Here is a 16,949-nt window from a genome sequence, read left to right as displayed (position 1 = left end):
GCATTTCGTCAAACCCTAAAATATAGAATTTAGTCTTCTGTATGGAATTTAAGTTTACGTGCGGAATTTACTTTTTCACTCAAGCTTTTTTTCTTTTTTTGTGTTATACTTGATAGTATCTCCCCAAAATGGGGCGAACATACCACATTACTATAGAAGAAAGAGGTTTTTATCTTGAAACAGCAATCCCCTTCAACATCAACCGCAGCAAATCCACTGGGTTCTGCCCCTGTCGGCAGTCTTCTTGCCAAATTTGCAATCCCTGCCATTATCAGTATGCTGGTCAATGCTCTCTATAATATAGTAGACCAAATCTTTATCGGTCAGGGTGTCGGCATGCTTGGAAATGCCGCTACCAATATTGCATTCCCGGTTACGACGATCTCAACTGCTGCCGCTCTGCTTCTGGGAATCGGTGGTGCATCCAACTATAATCTGGAAATGGGCGCAGGTAATGAGCACAAAGCAAGCGAGATCGCCGGAAGCGCACTTTCCACACTGGTCATCACCGGAGTATCCATTGCCGCAGTCATTCTGATTTTCCTGCGGCCGCTGCTTATCTTTTTTGGCGCGACGGATACTGTTATGCCTTATGCAACAGATTATGTAAGCATCATTGCGATCGGTCTTCCGTTCTTTACTTTATCCGTCGGAGGAAATCATCTGATCCGTGCTGACCGCAGTCCTACTTATTCCATGACCTGCACCCTTACCGGAGCAGTCATCAACACCATCCTGGACCCGTTATTTATCTTTGGTTTCAAATGGGGCATCAAAGGTGGCGCCTGGGCAACTGTGATCGGTCAGATCGTATCTGCATTTCTGGTCCTGCTTTATTTTACAAAATTCCGCAAAATGTATCTGGACCGCAAAATGCTAAAGCCACAAATGCGCCACCTCAAAGCGATCACTTCACTTGGAATGGCTTCCTGCATCAATCAGATCGCAATTGCAGCTGTTCAGATCGTAATGAACAATATCCTTCGCTATTATGGATCAATTTCTGTTTATGGAAGTGATATTCCGATCGCATGCGTCGGAATCGTATCCAAAGTAAATATGGTCTTCCTGGCAATCTGTATCGGAATCTCTCAGGGTGCACAGCCAATCTGGGGCTTTAACTACGGTGCACGAAAATTTGACCGCGTTCGACAGACATATAAATATTCAGCCACCGCCTGTACGATCATTGCAGTGATCTTTTTCCTGTGCTTTCAGTTTTTCCCTCATCAGATCGTAGGAATGTTTGGCGGCGGAAGTGATCTGTACTTTAAATTTGCGGAAAATTATCTGAGGATCTTTATGCTTCTCACTTTTGCAAATGGCATTCAGCCAATGTCCGCAGGATTTTTTACTTCTATAGGAAAAGCAGGACTTGGTATTATCATGTCCCTTACGAGACAGGTGATCTTCCTGCTTCCACTTGTTGTGATCTTTCCGAAGTTTATTGGAATTGACGGCGTAATGTACGCAGGGCCAATTGCTGATGCGGCGGCTTTTGTACTCGCAGTCGTGTTTGCAAGAAGGGAACTCTCACAGATGAAAAACGAGTAAATCAGCGGACTTGCCACTTGCCACTGGCACCTTCTCGATATGCAATGCAACAAAAAAGCCGGAGAGGCAGGTACAATACCCGTCCCCCTGGCTTTTATTTACAGGCATATTCTTCGACTTCCACCACCACGTCGCCCCTTTTTTCTTTCCATATCATAAGATACACTTTATACCCCAGCGAATCTCGCGCGATCGTAAAAGGCTCTTCTCTCAGAATATCTGACTTATATCCCTGTTTCTCCAATTCCTGCTGTCTTTTTCTCGCCATTTTCAGCATCTTCTCATATTTCCGTTCCAGCTCATCCCCAAGAAAGCGCCGTGGATACTCCGCTGTTGCTTCCTGCAGTCTCCGTGTCAGCAGATCCACAACCGCAGCATGTTTCTTTTTATGAAGCATGGCTGCAATTCTTTTTGCCCGGAATTTTGTCGGATGTTTCCGATATGTTTCCAGCTTTTTTTCGAGAGAAATATCTCCGCACTCCGCAGAGAGTTCTTTCATATAAGTAATGGCTTCCTCCGACGGAACCCAGGGATCCTCCCGCGGCACGATATACTTTTCCGGAACTGCCGGATAGCAGCAATAATTTAATGGAGGAAACTCTACAAGTGCTGCCAGACGTTTTTCTTCCTCGGTGCAGTATTCTTCGCCAAGATAATCGTACTTATCTCTCAGAATCGCAAGCCTGTATTCGAGCTGCCTCAGATATTCATATCCCTTAACCCAGAAATGTCCGGTGTATGCATATTCATACAGATACACTTCCAGATCCATCTTTTCAAAAAACAGCGTCAGGACTGTCTCTCCCTGTTTCACCACCAGCACAAATTCCTCACCCTGTTTGTTCAGAGATGCTTCCAGTTCTCCCTCATACTCCGCATGATATTCGCCTGTCATCCGGGCATCCCGGAAGACCAGAAAGCTCTCTACAGCATCATTCATCAGGTATACCAGCCGTATATCCTGTCCTCTGCCTGCTCCGCTTTCTGAAAAAATCAGCTCAAACTGATCCTGTTCCAGAAGCTGTGCCAGCTTTTCCAATGTATTTTCTGTCATTCTTTCTTCCTTAACTGATCTGCCATCTTACACGGCTTCCATTTTCATCTTTGTTTACGATCAGCTGATCTTCTATCTCCTGTTTAAGTTCTGTCACATGGGAAATGATTCCGATCAGTCTTGATCCCTCAGCCATCTCCTGAAGGACTTTTACCGCCTGGTTGCGTGAGTGCTCATCCAGTGAACCAAAGCCTTCATCTATAAACATCATATCCAGATTGACCGCCGCAGAACTTTCCTGGATCTGATCTGCCATTCCAAATGCAAGTGATAACGCCGCCATAAAAGATTCCCCTCCGGAAAGCGTCCGCACTTCCCGTTCTTTGCCGGTGACTGTAGAATATACCATCAGATCCAGTCCGCGATTTTTACCTTCGCCTGCTTTTTCCAAGTCATACATCCGAAATTCAAACTGCCCTGCAGACATCTCCTGAAAACGTCGGTTCGCCGCATAAAGGATCCTCTCCAGATAATATCTCTGGACATACGTTTCCAGATCCATACGTGCTCCACTTACATTTCCTGATGTCATCCGATACAGAGCATCGATCCGGGCATGTTCCTCCACAACTGCCTTTCGTTCTTCCAGTCTGGATGAAAGAGCAGCCAAAATCTCTCCATCGTCTTTGCTGTCCATACGCAGTTGATTATAAATCTTTTCTGCTTCCAGATATTCTGTCTCGGCCAGATCTCTTTCCTTCTGAATTTCTTCCAGGACTGGCCGTCCGACCTTCCCAACTGCATTCTTTGCAGAATCCCTCCTTGCCTGCTGTGCCGCTTTCTTTTCATAATAAGTATTAACTGTTTTCTGAAATTCTTCTGCCGCCTCACGGCTGTAAGCCTCTGCAAGTTCTTTCCATTCTTTTTCCGTCATCTGCTTCGTGCTCATTATTTCTATATAAGAAGTTTTTCGTTCTTCCACGCACTGTTTCTGTGTCGGAATTTCCTGTTGATAACGGCCGATCAGTGTCTCTGCCTGCTTTTGCGAATTCACAGCTTCTTTTGCTTCTGCCGAAACCTTCTGATATGTTTCCTCCGCACGCTGTTTGCTGCTCACTGCCTGATGCAAAGCTGCCTTTGCCGCTTCTTCTGTCTGAAATTCTGCAGAATCTTTCAGATTTTTCAATGTAGCCTCACTGCCTGCCAGTTTTTCTGCCGCTTCTTTTTCTTCTGTCATACATTGAGTATACGTTTCCCGAAGTTTTCGTCTCTGTTCTTCTATATTCTGAAGTGCCTCACGGAGTTTCGCCAGAAGTTTCGCGTCTTTCTTTAACTTGTTCAGTTCTTCTTCCAGCTGCTGCTTCCAGTTCTCCAGCACATGGTCCATTTCTGTCACACTCGACTGCTCTGTTATAGAAGAAATACTTTTTCCCAAACGTTCCTGAAGTTTTCGTACACTGCCAATGTAGGTCGTTTTTCGTGTCTCATATTCTGCTCTTGCCGCCGCGACATCTCCTGCCGATTTCTCCTGCTTTTTGCGAAGTTTATCCACATTTATCTGCATATTCTGGAGTTTTTCTTCGGAGATATCCACATATTCCACAGCCCTTTTATGTGGATTCGGATGTTCTGTCGAGCCACATACGGGACATGGTTTTCCCGGTTCCAGTTCTTCCGCAAGAAAACCTGCCTGTGCGTTCAAAAAACGCTGTCTCATACTCTCATATTTTGTATTTGCCGCATTATAATCTTCTGTTATTCTGACATAATCTTCTCTTGCTTTGATCGCTTTTTTGCGGCACTGCTCTGCCTGATTTCCAAGTGTTCGAACGTCAGAAATTTCCTGCGAAACAGCATCTGCTTCTTCCTTTTTTCCCTCCGCAACTGCCAGTTTTTTGTCCACTTCTGCCAGCTCTTCACTCTGTATTTTCCACTGTTCAGCTTTCTGCTCCAGAGTTTCCTGCTGCTGCTGTGTTTTCTGCGTTTTTCTGGTCGCTTCGTTGTAACTTTTTCTGTCTGTTTCTGTCTGTATAGAAAGGTTTTTTATCTGCGTCAAAACCTCTAATGACTTCTGTACTTTCTCAGATATTCTGCTGTGATTCTGCAGCTCCTGATCGTATGTCTGCTTCGCCTGTTCTTCAGCACTTTCGGCTGCTTCCCGCGCGTTTTTCAGCATTGGCAGGCGTTTTTCCTGACTCAGCAGTGCTTCTTCCAGATCTCTCAGATGTTTCTGGGCATCACTCAGAAGCATATAGTTTTCCCTGATCTCCCAGGTATCTCTGATACGTCCGAGCAGCCCCTGCATCTCCTTTATTCTGCCTTCATCAGATGCATATTGCTGCAGTTTCTGTTCCGCATCTTCGAGCTGTACAAACCACTTCAGAAGTTCTTCTGCTCTTGTATATGCCTCTCTTTTTTCATCTCTTTTTTTAGCCGCTTCCTGGTATTCTTTTTCCGCCTCGCGGGTATGTTTTCCCAGCCAGTCACATAGTATTTCCAGCTCTTTCAGGAAATCTGTGAGGCGTGTCATCTCACCTTCTTCAAGTTGTTTTTTCAACTGTTTGAGTATCTCTGATCCGTATATTTCAGGTATGCGGATCCTGCTCACTTCGCTCTGACACTGTGTTTTCAAAACAGCGATCTCTTTCTCTTTTGCACGCTTCCGATTACCCAGTTCTGCCACGATCTCCTGGTACATTTCTGTATTAAAAAGCTTCCGGAAGATCACTTTTTTGTCATCGGATCTTGCCCGCAGAAGCTCCATAAATTCACCCTGTGCGATCATCGCAACCTGCATGAACTGCCCCTTCGTAAGTCCTGTGATCTCCTGTAATTTCCGGTCAGTTTCTTTGGACGGATATTCAGTCCCATCCGGCATAATGAGACTTACAGATCCCGTAACTTCTCTCTGTTTTCCCTTCGCCGCACCTCTGGTGATCATCTTGAGATGTCTCGGAACGCGGCGCACGGTATACACTTCCCTGGTCTCGCCCTGTCCCTCTGCAAAGACAAGTTCCACAAACGGTTCCTGCGCAAAATCCACATACTGACTCTGCAGAACAACGCCGTCTTTCTTATTTGTCGAAGAACTTGCCTCCCCATATAAAGCAAATACGATCGCATCAAAAATAGTCGTTTTCCCCGCTCCGGTATCTCCCGTAATAAGAAAAAGATTCTGGTTTACTTTCTCAAAATCGATCACTGTTTCCTTACCATAAGAGCCAAATGCCTGCATTTTTAAGCGTAAAGGTTTCATCTATTTCACCCCCTGAACCGTGTGAAGTACATCCTGCAGGATCGTCTTCTCTTCCTCATCCAGATCTTTTAGAAAAGAGCAGCATAACTCATAAGGGTCAAGCAGTTCTTCCGTCTGTAACGTTCTGGTATAATCAGCTTTTCTCAGATTTTCCCTTCGGATCTCCAGCAGATTCGGAAATGCCAGCCGGATGCGCTCCTGCATATCGATCACGTCAAGATCTGCTTTATCTGTCAAAATGACTGTTACATAATCTGCACAGGATTCTTCCAGAACCTCTTCCAGTGTTCCCTTTACAACCTTCACCTGACGCAGTGGTTCAAGTGATAAGACTGTTGTTTTGACTTCGCCTTTTGCGCCCATTTCTACCATTATGATCCCTTTCTGCTGCTGTGCTTCACTCACAGAGCAGGCGAGAGGTGTTCCGCAATAACGCCAGTTTTCGCTGCCAGCTTTCATTGGTTTGTGGATATGTCCAAGCGCCGCATAATCAAAAATCTCCAACACATCTGCGGAAATTTCATCGATATTTCCTACCGTGCAGATTTCTGATTCCATTCGCTCGATCTCATCTGCTTTCTTGCCGACAGGAAGATAAAACTGGTGGCTGACGAGTACATTTCTGTCATTCTCATCAATTTCCTCACGCCTGATCAGTCTGTGCAGGGTTTCATTATAAGAAAGATTATTTCCATTCTCGTCCACCCCCACGACCTGTTTGACCATAGATGGTTTTACAAACGGAAGCAGATAAAAATTCACATTTCCATATGTATCATGCAGAACGACTTTTTCTATATATTCTGCCTTTGTTCTCGGTGGCTGACCGATCATATATACCTTCTGTCTGGACAAAACATTTCGAAAACAGTTGACCCTCGGCGCACTGTCGTGATTTCCGCTGATCATCATGATCACCGCATTCGGAACAGTCTCCGTCAGTTCTTCGAGAAACCGGTCAAAAACTTCGACTGCTTCGGCAGACGGAACGGCTTTATCATAAATGTCTCCCGCGATCACAACCGCATCCGGCTCTTCCCGACCTGCTGCCTCGACGATCTTACTCAAAATATATTCCTGATCTTCCCGCAGATCACGGTTCATTAATTTCAATCCGATATGTAAATCTGATAAGTGAAAAAATTTCATAGTCACGTTCCTCTCCGGCAGTATTTTCTGTCTCTTTTTACATCATAACATTTCGACTGTCTGCCTGCATCTTTTTCTTTCGCTATTTCTCGACAGGAAGTATTTTTTATGACGTTTCTTTTGCCTTTTGCACAATTTAGGTATCTTAAAACCGATGTTTTTCAACTTTTATTAGTTACTTTTTACAAAGTTTTTTTGCCTGATTGAAAATTTTTGTATACTATGTTATGATTCATTTAAAGGTATTACCTCATACCAATCATAAGTCAAAAACAACGAAGGGAGAAACCAATCATGTATAGAGAACATGAATATTATCTGAAACGATGCATCGAAGTTTCCAAAACATCCCGTGAACACGGAAACACACCATTCGGCGCAATCCTCGTTGACGAGGATGGAAATATCCTGTTAGAACAGGAAAATGTAGAGATTTCCACTCACAAAAGTACCGGACACGCAGAAACACAGCTCGCAGAAAAAGCATCCACCATGTATTCCAAAGATTTTCTCTGGAAATGCACACTGTATACAACTGCCGAACCATGTGCAATGTGCGCCGGCTGTATTTACTGGTCCAATATCGGACGTGTCGTTTATGCAATGACAGAAAAGGATCTGCTGTCACTGACCGGTTCCGATGAGCAGAATCCGACCTTCGATCTTCCATGCAGGGAAGTATTTGCCAAAGGTCAGAAAGATATCCAGGTGATCGGACCATTCCCGGAACTTGCACCGCTTGCAGCTGAAGTTCACAGGGGATTCTGGAACAAATAACTTATGGGATCAGGGATTACAAAAACTATTTTATTTTTTTAGAGGGTATTTACTATGGGAAACACAAACAATACTAACGAACAGGATACAGAGTTCGCACTTTGTACCGTTCCTGAGAATGAGCGAAAAAGCTATTTCAGTCTGACGATCGTCTGGACTGGATTCGTATTTGTTATTACCAGTATGATGGCAGGAGGGGGATTATCTGCCGGGCTGGATTTTAAGGGGATCGTACTTGCAGTTGTACTTGGAAACGTATTCTTAAGCCTTATTGCTATAGCTGTCAGCTATATCGCCAGCAAAACAGGTCTTACTTTTGCCCTGCTGACGAAGTACAGTTTTGGAGACAAAGGCTCCCGCGTCGCTTCCATGTTCGTACCTGTCGTAAACATCGGCTGGTATACGATCCAGGCTGCAACTTACGGACATTTCATCGCACAGGCATTTAACTGGAGTGGAACTGTTGAATTATTCTGCATGGCAGTCAGCGCTGTGATCATGGGTATTTTTTCCATGAAAGGTTACAAAGCCATCAGTATTCTTGGATATATCGCAATTCCGGCGATCGTATTCCTGTCACTGGCAACATCTATCCGTGCTGTGGGCATGGTCGGTGTAGACGGAATCCTGGGCTATGTTCCAACTGACAGCATTTCTATCGGAAGCGGTATCACAATCGTAATCGGTACCTGGATCCTTTCCACAGCTACCTGCATCGCAGATATCATGCGTTATGCAAAATCTGCAAAATCCGCCATCGCAGCTACGCTGACAGGACTTCTCGGTGGAAATATCTTCATGATTCTCTGCGGTACACTTACTTCTATTGCTGTTGGGGACAGCGATCTGACAAATGTACTGTTATCCATGGGATTACTGATTCCGTGTCTGATCCTGATGACAACCAATATTTTTACAACAAATGCATCAAACCTGTATTCGACTTCACTGAACCTGTCCAACGCATTCAAAATGGACAGAAAAAAAATCATCATCGTGATCCTGATCATTTCTGCCGCAGCAACACTGTGCAGACCTTATCAGATCTCATTCCTGTTTACATTCCTGAACCTGCTCGGTACTATCGTACCGCCGCTTCCGGGAATCATTCTGGCTGACTACTTTATCATCCATCATGGAAAATACGCCAGACTTGAAGGTGTCAGATTCCACAGCTTCAACATCATCCCATGGATCGCATGGGTACTGTCACTGGTTCTGGTATTTACACTTCCATTTGGACTTCCGTCCCTGAACGGACTGATCCTTGGTGCCGTTATCTACACTGTACTGATGAAGATTACCAAAAAACAGGTTATCATGGAGGGCTAAATCATGGATGAACTGAAAAAATACAAAATCGCCGCACTTATCGGTATCATTATTATGGGCATTGGTGCCTTTATGGCATGCCTTTGTACTGCATCATCGCTGATCATGACGGGAAATGTTTTACTGATCGCCAGTATCTTTGTTCTGATCTACGCATTTTCATCCTGGCAGCCGTAACAGAAACAATACTCAGCTTTGATAAATTTTTTCCTACCAAAAAAGAAACAGATCTTCTGTTCCGCACAGAGGATCTGTTTCTTTTTTATTTACTGTTCAAAAAATTCTTTTACGGATCTGGGAATACTTCAGTATAGAAGTATTGATATATTCACGAATATAAACACTCTCCCGGTTCTTCTCATCATAATTTACCGAACTCAGAAAAAGAAATGGTTTTCGCTCCGGAAAACCTTTTACTTTCATTCCTCTCGGCAGTATATCATCGCTCAGGATGGTATCGATCTCCACCTTATCCCAGGCAATCCTTCTTCCGGTTTCCTGATAAAGAAAATAGAAAATACTGTCTTTGTAGTTCTTCAGTTTCTCCAGTGCCTCCTCAGAAAAAATTTCTGTCGACACATAATCGTAGCTGATCACGCAGGGATGTTCATCCGCATAAAATACCTTAAGTGCACTCCAGACCTGTGCTCCCGGTGCCAGTCTCAATGCTTCCGCTACTTCTTTTTCGGCCGGCTCCATCCGAATTTCCAGTATCTCCATCCGTGCTTTATATCCACTGCTCTCGATCAGATCCGGAAAATGGATTGCCTGGTCAAACCGGCATGCAATTTCCCGAAAGTGCGGATTGACAAAAGTACCTCTTCCATGAACCCGGATGATAATTCCCTCTGCTGCCAGATCATCCAGCACGCTTCGAAGCGTCACCCTGCTGATCCCGAGAATACGGCAGAGTTCCTCTTCCCGCGGGAGTTTGTTGGCTACATCCAGATCCAGAGAATGAATATACTCTTCCAGTTCCGCACGAACCTGAGATTTAAGATTAATCTTTTTTATCTGTTTCATTATAATCATCAGTTCTTTCTGGTATATTTTCTTTTCTGTAAATAATAGTACCACAATTTCCTGATATATGAAAAGATTAGATTGATACTTTTATACTACAACAAAATTACTATCCCAATTAACTCCCATATATATTGACGTATTCTCATGTTTTTTTTATAATCAAACTACACCTACATAAGATAAAAAATTAAATATGATTCGACTATAATTTATGTAGGGAGGTTTTCTATTGTTTCAAATTTCATATTCCAAAAAGGCAATCAAATTTTTAAAACGCCAGGATATTCCTTCGCAGAAAAGATTGATAGCAGCCATTTCCAGACTTCCGTTGGAGGGTGATATAAAGAAATTACAGGGTACCGACGGATATCGTCTTCGTGTAGGAAATTTCAGAGTTTTATTTAATGTTAATGGTATCATAATAGATATCATCGATATCGGAAACCGTGGTCAGATTTATAAAGGAGTGTGATACTATGTCCAGTATAAAAGAACGAATTTTCGGAGCTGTTACTGTTATGAGCGAAGAGGATGCGCAAAAAGTCTGGGATCTGATTCTCTCCACTTTTGCTCTTGATAATATCGAACAGGTTGTGCCTGATCCCGACGAACAGGCAATTATGAACGCCTATAAAAATGGCGATCCTGATTATCAGCCATCTGTTTCTCAGGAAGATTTGCTTAAAGAATTGAATTTAAAATAACAAGAAAAAAGTTCCTGACAAAGTGCCGGGAACTTTTTTCTGTCTTATTTTTTATTTGTGTTTCTTCAAAATCCTTGTCTGCAGCGGTGCCATGACTTCGCTTTCGGTTCCATAGAGCAGTTCATACTCTGCCGGAACTGGAACAGCCTGTGGCTTGCGCGCATAGTTCTGGATGAAGAGGTATTCGGTGTCTTCGCTTTCTCTTACGGTCACGGCAACGCCTTCCGGAATGAATTCGATCGGGGATTTCAGACCTGTTTCTGCAGCTACTCTGCCGTAGAAGTCCTGATAGAATCCAAGTTCCATATCCGCGCATACATAGTATACGTGGCCTTTGCCGAATGCCTTGTGTGTCAGCACCGGATATCCCTGATAGAAGTCTTCGCCGTAGCGCAACAGCACTTCCGCATCGGAAACTTCAACCAGTTCGCAGAGGTTCTTGCAGGAATATACATTGCTGATTCCGAGGTGGCTTCCAGCCTGTGGAATCGCATGGTTTTCTTCCCAGTCATAAAGAGCGTCGATCTCTGCACTGCGGATTCCTGTTACGTCCATCAGTCCGTATGGAGTTCCGTCAAGGAAGCATTTGTCTGTACCGTCTACCAGTCCGGACCAGTAGGAAAGTACCAGAGTTCCTCCATTTTCTACATAGGTGCGGAGTTTTTCTTCGTATCCGTCTTTGAACATATATGCCATCGGAGCTGCCAGAACTTTGTAGTCTGCAAGGTCATGTTCCATTGCAATAATGTCGACATTCAGTCCCTGTTCTCTCAGTGCACGGTAGTTCTTCTGCACATTTTCACGATAGTGCATATCTTCGTTTCTCGGTCCCTGTACATCCGCGATTGCCCAGTCATTTTCACGGTCATAGAGAACGGCTACCTGAGATTTCATGTTGGTTCCAACAGTCTCCTGAATCTGTTCCAGAACCTCTCCAACCTCTGTTACTTCACGGAAAACACGGGTATCTTCTTTGCCGTAATGATCGATCACAGCACCGTGGAATTTCTCGGAAGCGCCCTGGCTCTGACGAAGCTGGAAATACAGAACACTGTCAGAACCGTGAGCAACTGCCTGGAGAGAACCTGCCAGAAGCATTCCTGGTTTTTTGAGTTTGTTGATCGGTTTCCAGTTGGTTGCAGACGGGCAGGATTCCATAAGAAGGAACGGTGCTTTCTTGATGCTACGCATCAGATCGTGCTGCATTGCCACGTCAACAGCTGTGACATATTCCTCTTTTTTGTGCCATCCCGGATAGTTGTCCCAGGATACAATATCAAGAACATCTTTGAATTTTTTGTAATCCAGACCGTCAAAATCATACATCAGATTGGCGGTCACAGGCAGTTCAGAACCTCCTTCACGAATCGCATCAACCTCATTTTTGATAAAGTCGATCGTCTGATCTGTGACAAAACGCTTCCAGTCAAGTTTCAGTGCATGAAGTTCATTTTCACCCTTCGTGGATGGGCTTTCGATCTGATCAAAGCTGTTGTAAATGTGGCTCCAGAATGTTGTGCACCAGCTCTTGTTGAGGTTTTCAATCGTGCCATATTTTTCTTTCAGCCAGTCTCTGAATTTTGCCTGACACAGAGGACAATGACACTCTCCTCCAAACTCATTGGAAATATGCCACAGCATAACTGCCGGATGTTTGCCGAATCTTTCGGCTAATTTCTTATCGATCGCATGGACTTTTTCTCTGTATACCGGAGAGGTAAAACAGTGATTATGTCTGCCTCCGAAGAATCTTCGGGTTCTGTCCGGATCCATACGAAGGACTTCTTCGTATTTGTCTGCCATCCATTTCGGTCTTGCTCCTGACGGAGTTGCAAGAATGGTATGAATCCCCTCTTTATAAAGATTGTTAATGATCTCTTCCAGCCAGTCGAAGTTATATTTTCCTTCTTCAGGTTCAAGAACAGCCCAGGAAAAAATCCCTACCGATACAGTGTTGATATGTGCTTTTTTGAAATATTCGATATCTTTCTGAAGGATATCCGGGCGGTCAAGCCACTGCTCCGGGTTATAATCTCCACCATGAAGGTAACGTCCGTATTTCATCTGTTTCGCCATGTTGTCTCCTCTTAAAGTCCTTTAAATACAAAGGAAAATTCCATCTTTTTATCGGTTTCCAGTAAATATTCTTCGTGTGTGCGTGCTCCCCAGCTGTCATCTCCACCGATTCCCATCTGGTCTTTTGCAACACGTACAACGGTGTAATGAACCTCCGGAAGTTCGTATGGATGCATTGCATTTTCCATCTCATGTGGAGTGTATGGAAGTGCTGAGAACATCATCGGTCCGTTGTTTTCATCCATCTCAAAGAGCATTCCTCTTCCCTTGCGGTCAGTTATTTTTGCCCAGCGCACTTCTTCTTTTGCACCACATTCCTGCGGAACCATATATCTTGCAATATTGTCTGCGACTTTGTTTGCATAGATGCCAAGTTTTGCTCCTTTTTTACGGTCAGAATAGGTCTCTGCCTCTCCAAGTCCGTACCATTCCACACGGTCATAATCTGCATTGAATTTGAAGATCACACCAAATTCCGGCATGTCACCAAGTTCTTTGACTGGGTCATAACTGAGGGTTGTCTTTACTCTTCCATCACCGGATACTTCATAGGAAAGTCTGCATTCGCTGAGTGGTGTGGTCGGCATGAGATACGTGTAAGTCACTTTTACAGTCTTCTCATTTCCCTCTACTTCCGGCTCATTTCCCGGGCCGTATGGTCCCTGACGGAAGTCTTTGTGGCTTAAGTACATGCTGGCGATCTTCCACTGTCCGTAGCGCATTCCCATGAGATTTCCACAGTCATTATCCGTTGGTGCACGCCAGAAGTTTGGCTTTGGAATTGCCTCGATCATTTCTTTTCCGGCATATTTATAAGATACCAGACCGCCGTTCAATACAGAGAAAAGCACTTCAAAATACGCTCCTCTGACACCGATATTGTGTGTACTGCGGATCACTTTTACACCTTCCGGGCAGGTCTTTTTCGGTTCTTCAACCTGGTATACATACTGTCCAAAAGCTACCTCATGTCCCGCTTCTGCCCATGCTTTATCTTCTTTCAGATGGAAGGAAACAGTCACTGCATATTCGCCTGGTTTCTCTTCTTTTGCGAGCGGAAGTGCATAGGTTTCTTCGCTTAATGGAGCAACTGCCGTTGCAAGAGAAGCCTTGCGGATCACTTTACCATTCTTTGCAACAGTTACTTTGCAGTCAAAAATATCTGTGTTCACAAACAGGTTCTTGTTGATGACTTTTACACTGTCTGCACTGACTTCTGCAGTGATGTTCTGGTAGTTAAATTTGACTTCCTGCATCTTCGGTGAAGCATCTCTGTTTCCACCATATGCGATACCGTTTCCGCTGAAGTTATAGTCTGTCGGACGTTCTCCGAAGTCGCCGCCGTACGCCTGGAATTCTTTGCCATATCGGTCTTTTTTGTAGATAGACTGGTCAATGTAGTCCCAGATAAATCCACCCTGATACTTCGGTTCTGTGTCGGTCAGATCTGTATATTTGTGCATTGCACCGCAGGAATTTCCCATTGCATGTGTATATTCACAGCAGACAAACGGTTTGGAGTCGTCCTTTGCAAGGAACTCTTTGATTGCTTCTACAGACGGATACATCTGGCTTTCCATATCACTGGTATCGTTATATCTGCGGTCATGGCAGACTCCTTCATAGTGAACCAGGCGGGTTGGGTCTGCCTTATGGAAGAACTGTGACATTTCAAAAATATCCTTGCCTCCGAAGGACTCATTTCCGCAGGACCAGATCAGGATCGCCGTGTGGTTTTTGTCTCTCTGATACATGGAGTTTGCACGGTCAAGCATCATATCCAGCCATTCCGGCTTGTCATGCGGCACAACGTAGGTGTAATCCTTTGTAAATTCAGCAACATCCCAGGAACCGTGGGATTCCAGGTTTGTCTCATCGATCATATAGATTCCGTATTCATCGCAGAGCTGATAGATCAGGGATGCATCCGGATAATGACAGGTACGGATCGCATTGATATTGTTCTGCTTCATGGTCTTAAGGTCTTTGCGGAGTTCTTCTTCGGATACGTGTCTTCCGCTTACAGAACTGAATTCATGACGGTTAACACCCTTGAATACGATACGTTTTCCATTCAGTGTCATAATGCCGTCTTTCATCTCGAAACGACGGAATCCAACTCTCTGTGGGATCACTTCCTGAAGCTCTCCTGCCTCATTATAAACTTCCAGTGTCAGGTCATAAAGCTGTGGTTCTTCTGCACTCCAGAGTACCGGATCTGCTACTTTCCAGGAATAAATTTCTTCTCCGTCGAGTGCTTTTTTGTCCTCGATCACGGTCTCTCCGTCTTTGGAAAGAGTAATCTTAACTGTGCCTTTGCCCCAGGTATTTGTTCTGATCTCAAGTGCTGCTGCACTTAATGTTTCATCCGGGATCGCACGGATCTGAAGGTCATAAACATGAACTTCCGGTACAGTATAAAGGTAAACATCTCTGTAAATTCCGGAGAAACGGAAGAAGTCCTGGTCCTCGCACCAGCTGCTTGCTGTCCATTTGAATACCTGTGCTGCGAGTTTGTTTTCGCCTTCTTTTATATATTCGGTCAGTTCAAATTCTGACGGTGTAAAAGAGTCTTCACTGTATCCGACGAAGTGTCCGTTGAGCCATAATGCAATGCCGCTCTCTGCTCCCTGGAAGGAGATAAAGAGACGTTTCCCCTGCATTTCTTCCGGCACTTCAAAGTATTTCACGTAGCTTGCAACCGGATTGAAATGCTCCGGAATCTCACCCGGATGGATGTCCTCGTGGCCTTCCCACGGATACTGTACGTTAGCATACTGAGGTGCATCATATCCTTCCATCTGGATATGTGCCGGCACGCGGATATCATCCCAGTCTCTGCAGCAATATTCTTCTTTTTCGAATCCCGGAATCGCACTTCCATAGTTACGGGCATAGTGGAATTTCCAGATTCCGTTAAGGTCATAACGGAAGGAAGTTTCTTTTTCCTTCGCTTCCTCTCCATCTCTGTAATATGTGTGGTCAGAATGTGCATCCATTCTTCCATCTTTGAAATACTGTGGATCCTTTACTAAAGAATAATCAAAAACTTTCATTCTTATCCTCCTGTTATTGGATTTTGCAAAAAAGGATGCCGCATAATCTGTACGGGACATATTATGCAATATACCCACTGGACCACGCAGCATCCTTTTTTAGTTCATTGTTGTAATCTCTCCCGAATTACTCCATTGCTTCGCAATTTCCGTAATTCTGTAAACATTCGAAATCCGCTGATTTACTTAACCGCTCCGGTAATACCTTCTGCGAACTGTTTCTGCAGTACGAAGAATACAACCATTGTCGGGATGGAACAGAATAATACGCCACACATCAGCATACCATAGTCTGTTACATAACCTGTGATCAGGTTGGCGATCAACATTGGCATTGTCATCGCCTTGTTATCAGTCATGATTACCTTCGGCCACAGGTAAGAGTTCCATGCATTCATGAAGGTAATAACTGCTGCAGCTGCATATGTAGATTTCATAGTAGGAATGAACATCTGTAAGAAGATTCTTACTTCGCTCAGTCCATCGATACGAGCTGCTTCGATGATATCTACCGGGAATGATCTTGCGTTCTGACGGAACATCATGATCATAAACGGAGTAGAAATGATCGGAAGGATAAAACCAACTGCTGTATTCAGAAGTCCTGCTTTAGAGAACATCTTGAATAACGGAACCATGGTAGCAACCTGCGGAACCATCATTGCAAGAAGCAGAACAGAGAACAGTCTGTCCTTTGCCTTATCATGATAAACTTCAAAACCATATCCTGCGATAGAGCAGATCAGCAGACAGATCACGGTTGTGAGGATCGCATAAAAGAAAGAGTTTCCAAGTGCTCTCCACAGTGGCTGCTGAGCTGTCAGGTTTTTGAAGTTTTCCATGAAGTAACTTCCCGGAATAATTCGTCCACGAGATACATCTGTTGATGTATTTGTTGCAGCTGAGATCATCCAGTATAACGGAAATACTGAAATAAATGACACGATGATCAGAAAAATATAGGTAGGAATCAATCTTCTCTGAATTGCTGATTTGTTTTTCTTAGTCACGTGTATCACCTACTT

13 protein-coding genes are annotated in these 16,949 nt (G+C 44.2%); 6 read left to right on the top strand and 7 right to left on the bottom strand.

Annotation, left to right across the window (positions count from 1 at the left end; genetic code table 11):
* Nucleotides 1–174: 174 nt before the first annotated feature.
* Entirely contained in the window at nucleotides 175–1,554 is a 1,380-nt protein-coding gene (locus QZL69_RS07130) for an MATE family efflux transporter (protein WP_022214533.1), read from the top strand.
* A 94-nt stretch (nucleotides 1,555–1,648) separates the two neighbouring features.
* Here QZL69_RS07130 and QZL69_RS07125 read toward each other — a convergent pair whose 3' ends face one another.
* From QZL69_RS07125 to QZL69_RS07115, 3 genes are read right to left on the bottom strand one after another with little or no spacing between them, the layout of a single operon-like run.
* Nucleotides 1,649–2,608, bottom strand: a complete 960-nt coding sequence (locus QZL69_RS07125; protein ID WP_022214532.1) for a DUF3878 family protein — start codon at nucleotides 2,606–2,608, stop codon at nucleotides 1,649–1,651.
* A 10-nt stretch (nucleotides 2,609–2,618) separates the two neighbouring features.
* A complete protein-coding gene (locus tag QZL69_RS07120) occupies nucleotides 2,619–5,804 on the bottom strand; it encodes an SbcC/MukB-like Walker B domain-containing protein (protein WP_022214531.1) in 3,186 nt (1,061 codons plus the stop codon).
* A complete protein-coding gene (locus QZL69_RS07115; RefSeq protein WP_022214530.1) occupies nucleotides 5,805–6,953 on the bottom strand; it encodes an exonuclease SbcCD subunit D in 1,149 nt (382 codons plus the stop codon).
* A 294-nt stretch (nucleotides 6,954–7,247) separates the two neighbouring features.
* Here QZL69_RS07115 and QZL69_RS07110 point away from each other — a divergent pair, with 294 nt between their 5' ends.
* The 3 genes from QZL69_RS07110 to QZL69_RS07100 are packed head-to-tail and all read left to right on the top strand — an operon-like array spanning nucleotide 7,248 to nucleotide 9,239.
* Entirely contained in the window at nucleotides 7,248–7,730 is a 483-nt protein-coding gene (locus QZL69_RS07110) for a nucleoside deaminase (RefSeq protein WP_022214529.1), read from the top strand.
* A 54-nt stretch (nucleotides 7,731–7,784) separates the two neighbouring features.
* Complete coding sequence (locus QZL69_RS07105) at nucleotides 7,785–9,062, top strand: cytosine permease (protein WP_022214528.1); 1,278 nt, start codon at nucleotides 7,785–7,787, stop codon at nucleotides 9,060–9,062.
* Between the two features lie 3 nt (nucleotides 9,063–9,065).
* On the top strand, nucleotides 9,066–9,239 hold the full coding sequence (locus QZL69_RS07100) for a hypothetical protein (RefSeq protein WP_022214527.1): 174 nt from the start codon (nucleotides 9,066–9,068) through the stop codon (nucleotides 9,237–9,239).
* Between the two features lie 96 nt (nucleotides 9,240–9,335).
* Here QZL69_RS07100 and QZL69_RS07095 read toward each other — a convergent pair whose 3' ends face one another.
* Entirely contained in the window at nucleotides 9,336–10,085 is a 750-nt protein-coding gene (locus QZL69_RS07095) for a GntR family transcriptional regulator (RefSeq protein WP_158565306.1), read from the bottom strand.
* A gap of 232 nt (nucleotides 10,086–10,317) precedes the next feature.
* Here QZL69_RS07095 and QZL69_RS07090 point away from each other — a divergent pair, with 232 nt between their 5' ends.
* Both QZL69_RS07090 and QZL69_RS07085 read left to right on the top strand, forming a co-directional pair.
* The gene (locus tag QZL69_RS07090; protein WP_022214525.1) at nucleotides 10,318–10,560 is read left to right on the top strand and encodes a type II toxin-antitoxin system RelE family toxin; all 243 of its coding nucleotides are present in this window, start codon (nucleotides 10,318–10,320) and stop codon (nucleotides 10,558–10,560) included.
* Between the two features lie 4 nt (nucleotides 10,561–10,564).
* The gene (locus tag QZL69_RS07085; RefSeq protein ID WP_022214524.1) at nucleotides 10,565–10,792 is read left to right on the top strand and encodes a hypothetical protein; all 228 of its coding nucleotides are present in this window, start codon (nucleotides 10,565–10,567) and stop codon (nucleotides 10,790–10,792) included.
* Nucleotides 10,793–10,843: 51 nt separating this feature from the next.
* Here QZL69_RS07085 and QZL69_RS07080 read toward each other — a convergent pair whose 3' ends face one another.
* The 3 genes from QZL69_RS07080 to QZL69_RS07070 form a co-directional block, all read right to left on the bottom strand.
* Complete coding sequence (locus tag QZL69_RS07080; RefSeq protein WP_022214523.1) at nucleotides 10,844–12,868, bottom strand: beta-galactosidase; 2,025 nt, start codon at nucleotides 12,866–12,868, stop codon at nucleotides 10,844–10,846.
* An 11-nt stretch (nucleotides 12,869–12,879) separates the two neighbouring features.
* Nucleotides 12,880–15,924: a glycoside hydrolase family 2 TIM barrel-domain containing protein gene (locus QZL69_RS07075; RefSeq protein WP_022214522.1), complete on the bottom strand. Its 3,045-nt coding sequence runs from the start codon at nucleotides 15,922–15,924 to the stop codon at nucleotides 12,880–12,882.
* A gap of 182 nt (nucleotides 15,925–16,106) precedes the next feature.
* Nucleotides 16,107–16,934, bottom strand: a complete 828-nt coding sequence (locus tag QZL69_RS07070; RefSeq protein ID WP_022214521.1) for a carbohydrate ABC transporter permease — start codon at nucleotides 16,932–16,934, stop codon at nucleotides 16,107–16,109.
* Nucleotides 16,935–16,949 lie beyond the last annotated feature (15 nt).

The organism is Blautia sp. CAG:237 (assembly GCF_000436615.1).
GTDB lineage: Bacteria > Bacillota > Clostridia > Lachnospirales > Lachnospiraceae > Blautia_A > Blautia_A intestinihominis.
Note: the sequence above shows the minus strand (reverse complement) of the source record. Positions and strands in the feature narration are given on the sequence as shown.